Consider the following 3,307-nt stretch of genomic DNA (forward strand, 5'->3'; position numbering starts at 1 on the left):
AGTATTTACCGTCTCAGCCCGCTTGCGCTGAGCATAACCGACTACTACGCCCGTCATCGCGAGTACTCTTCACTGAAACTGTCGATTCAGCTGGCTATGGTTGCCGACGAGATCAACAAGGCTGCGGAAGCCGCGCAGGAAGGTGGTGATGAGAAGCACTGGCGTCAGCAGGTCTACGCTGTACTGAAATACTCAGTGGCGGAAATCTTTGACCGGATTGATCTTAACCAGCGCACCATGGATGAGCAGCAGCAACAGGTGAAGCAAGATATTGCCGAACTGCTGAATCAGGATTGGCGAGCGGCAATCACCAATTGTGAGAGCTTGCTGAATGAAACCTCCAGTACGCTGCGTGAGCTGCAGGATACGCTGCAAGCGGCAGGCGACCAACTACAAACCCAGCTATTGGCTATCCAGGAAGAAATTCAGGGTAATCCGGAGCTGGATTTTGTCGACGGGATGATCTTCATTTTGCAGGCCAAGCTAGACCGGATCATCAACTGGGGGCAGCAGGCAATTGACCTGTGGATTGGCTATGACCGCCACGTCCATAAGTTTATCCGTACCGCGATCGATATGGATAAGAACCGTGCCTTCAGCCAGCGCTTGCGTCAGTCGGTCACCGATTACTTCGACGAACCATGGCTGCTGACCTACGCTGATGCCGACCGTCTGCTGGATATGCGTGACGAGGCGTTGGTGCTGCGAGACGACGAAGTTACCGGTATTGTGCCGGAAGAGATGGAATTTGAAGAGCTCAGCCTGGTGAACGACCAGCTGACAGACCAAGTTGCTGCAATGCTGCAGGCCCATAAAGAAACGGGTGCTGCAATCAACCTAAGTTTGCTTCTTAAAGATTATTTGGCTCAACAACCACATGCGCAGCACTTTGATTTGGCGCGCATTGTGATTGATCAGGCAGTAAGGCTCGGTTACTCGGAGTCTGACTTCAACGCAATTCAGCCTGACTGGGAAGCAATCAATGAATACGGAGCCAAGGTACAAGCTAATGTCATCGATAAATATTGAAGAATTTATGCCTGAGAAGCTGGCCAAGGCAATAGCCAACCCGCTTTTCCCGGCACTGGATAATGCGCTACGTTCTGGCCGCCATATCGCCAGCGAAGATTTGGATAACCATGCCCTGTTGATCGAGTTTGAGCAGCCGCTGGCTATGTTTTACAAACGTTATAACGCCGAGTTGGTTCGTGCCCCGGAAGGTTTCTTCTACCTGCGCCCACGCTCGACGTCACTGATCGGTCGCTCGGTACTGTCAGAAATCGACATGCTGGTGGGCAAGGTACTGTGTTTCCTTTATTTGAGCCCGGAGCGCTTGGCGCACGAAGGGATTTTTACCAATCAGGAACTGTTCGACGAGCTATTGGCACTGGCGGATGAGGCCAAGCTAATGAAGCTTGTCACCAATCGGGCAACCGGCTCTGATCTCGACCGGGAAAAACTGTTCGACAAGGTCAAAACGTCGCTGCGTCGCCTGCGCCGTATCGGGATGATCATTCCGGTAGGTGAGAACGGCAAATTCCGTATCAGCGAGGCGGTATTCCGCTTTGGTGCTGATGTTCGCACTGGTGATGATGTACGTGAAGCCCAGCTACGTCTGATCCGTGATGGTGAAGCGGTGGTGGTTCACCAGCAGGAGCCAAGCCAGTCTAGCCTGCTGGATGCAACGGGCGAGCAAGTAACAGAACAAGTCGAGCATGACGGACAGGAGGGTGAAGCCTGATGGAACGCGGTAAGTATCAATCGCTGACAATGGTCAACTGGAACGGCTTCTTTGCCCGTACCTTTGACATTGATAATTTGGTGACCACTCTGTCAGGTGGTAACGGTGCCGGTAAGTCGACAACGATGGCGGCATTCATTACTTCTCTGATCCCGGATCAGAGCCTGCTGCACTTTCGTAATACAACCGAAGCCGGTAGTTCTAATGCCTCTCGCGACAAGGGTCTGCACGGTAAGCTGAAGCCGGGTGCCTGTTATGCAGCGCTGGATGTGGTTAACTCCAAGAAGCAACGCATCATCTTTGCGGTCAAGCTGCAGCAAGTGGCTGGTCGTGACAAGAAAGTGGATATCAAGCCATTTATTATCCAGGGCCTGCCATCGGGTATTAAGCCGACCGAAGTCTTGGTCGAAACTTTGTCTGACAATCAGGCGCGGGTTCGCCAGATCAATGAAGTCAAAGAGATTGCTGCCGAGTACGAAGGGACCCACTTCAAAGCCTTTAACTCGGTGACGGATTACCATGCCCAGATGTTTGAGTTTGGTGTTCTGCCGAAGAAATTACGCAACAGCAGCGATCGTTCCAAATTCTATCGCCTGATTGAGGCCTCGCTGTACGGTGGTATCTCGAGTGCGATCACCCGCTCGCTGCGTGACTACCTGTTGCCGCAAAATACCGGGGTGAAGAAAGCCTTCCAGGACATGGAAGCAGCACTGCGCGAGAACCGGATGACGCTGGAAGCTATCAAGCTGACCCAGAATGACCGTGATCTGTTCAAGCATTTGATCACTGAGGCAACCAACTATGTTGCTGCGGACTATATGCGCCATGCCAACGAGCGTCGCCAGAAACTGGAAAAGACCCTGAGTTTGCGTGGCGAACTACTTGGTTCGCGCAAGGTGTTGGATGATCAGCAAACATCGATGATCAACATGACTGGCGAGCTGGATGAACTGACAGAGCGTGAGAGCGCACTGGAGCAGGATCATCAGGCGGCGTCGGATCATCTTCAGTTGGTGCAGACTGCGGTTCGTCAGCAAGAGAAGATTGAGCGTTATCGCGAAGATCTTGAAGAGCTGACCGAGCGCCTGGAAGAGCAGGTCATGGTGGTTGAAGAAGCCGCCGAGCAACTGGCAATGGCTGAAGAGCAGGCACTGCTGAGCGAAGAGGAAGTCGACAGCCTGAAAACTCAGTTGGCGGACTACCAGCAGGCGCTGGATATGCAGCAGACCCGTGCCCTGCAATATCAGCAGGCGGTACAGGCGCTGGAGAAAGCCCGCGATCTGTCTGGCGATCATCAGCTACTTGCAGATCAGGCGGTGCCTTACCTGTCCCAGCTCAAGCATGAGCAGGAAGTACAGACCACGGCACTGCTGGCCCTGAAACATAAACTGGATATGTCGTCGGCGGCTGCCCAGCAGTTTGATAAAGGCCTGCAAATTGTCACAACTATTGCCGGTGCGGTTGATCGTGCCCAGGCAGGTGATAAGGCGCGCGAGTTGATTGCACATACTCGCCAGCTTCGTGCCGTTGCAGACCGTGGTGAACAGCTTAAGGCACAATACCGTG

At 53.2% G+C, this 3,307-nt stretch carries 3 protein-coding genes; all 3 read left to right on the plus strand.

Annotation, left to right across the window (positions count from 1 at the left end; translation table 11 throughout):
• Positions 1–1,029: chromosome partition protein MukF (gene mukF, locus MHN01_RS21345; RefSeq protein WP_239413322.1), on the plus strand; the 1,029-nt coding region annotated here is incomplete at its 5' end.
• The gene (gene mukE, locus MHN01_RS21350) at positions 1,010–1,741 is read left to right on the plus strand and encodes a chromosome partition protein MukE (RefSeq protein WP_239413323.1); all 732 of its coding nucleotides are present in this window, start codon (positions 1,010–1,012) and stop codon (positions 1,739–1,741) included. The genes mukF and mukE, both read left to right, overlap by 20 nt.
• On the plus strand, positions 1,741–3,307 hold a 1,567-nt coding region (mukB, locus tag MHN01_RS21355), incomplete at its 3' end, for a chromosome partition protein MukB (RefSeq protein WP_239413324.1). The genes mukE and mukB, both read left to right, overlap by 1 nt.

This window comes from Photobacterium sp. OFAV2-7, from assembly GCF_022347985.1.
In the GTDB taxonomy this organism is placed as follows: Bacteria; Pseudomonadota; Gammaproteobacteria; order Enterobacterales; family Vibrionaceae; genus Photobacterium.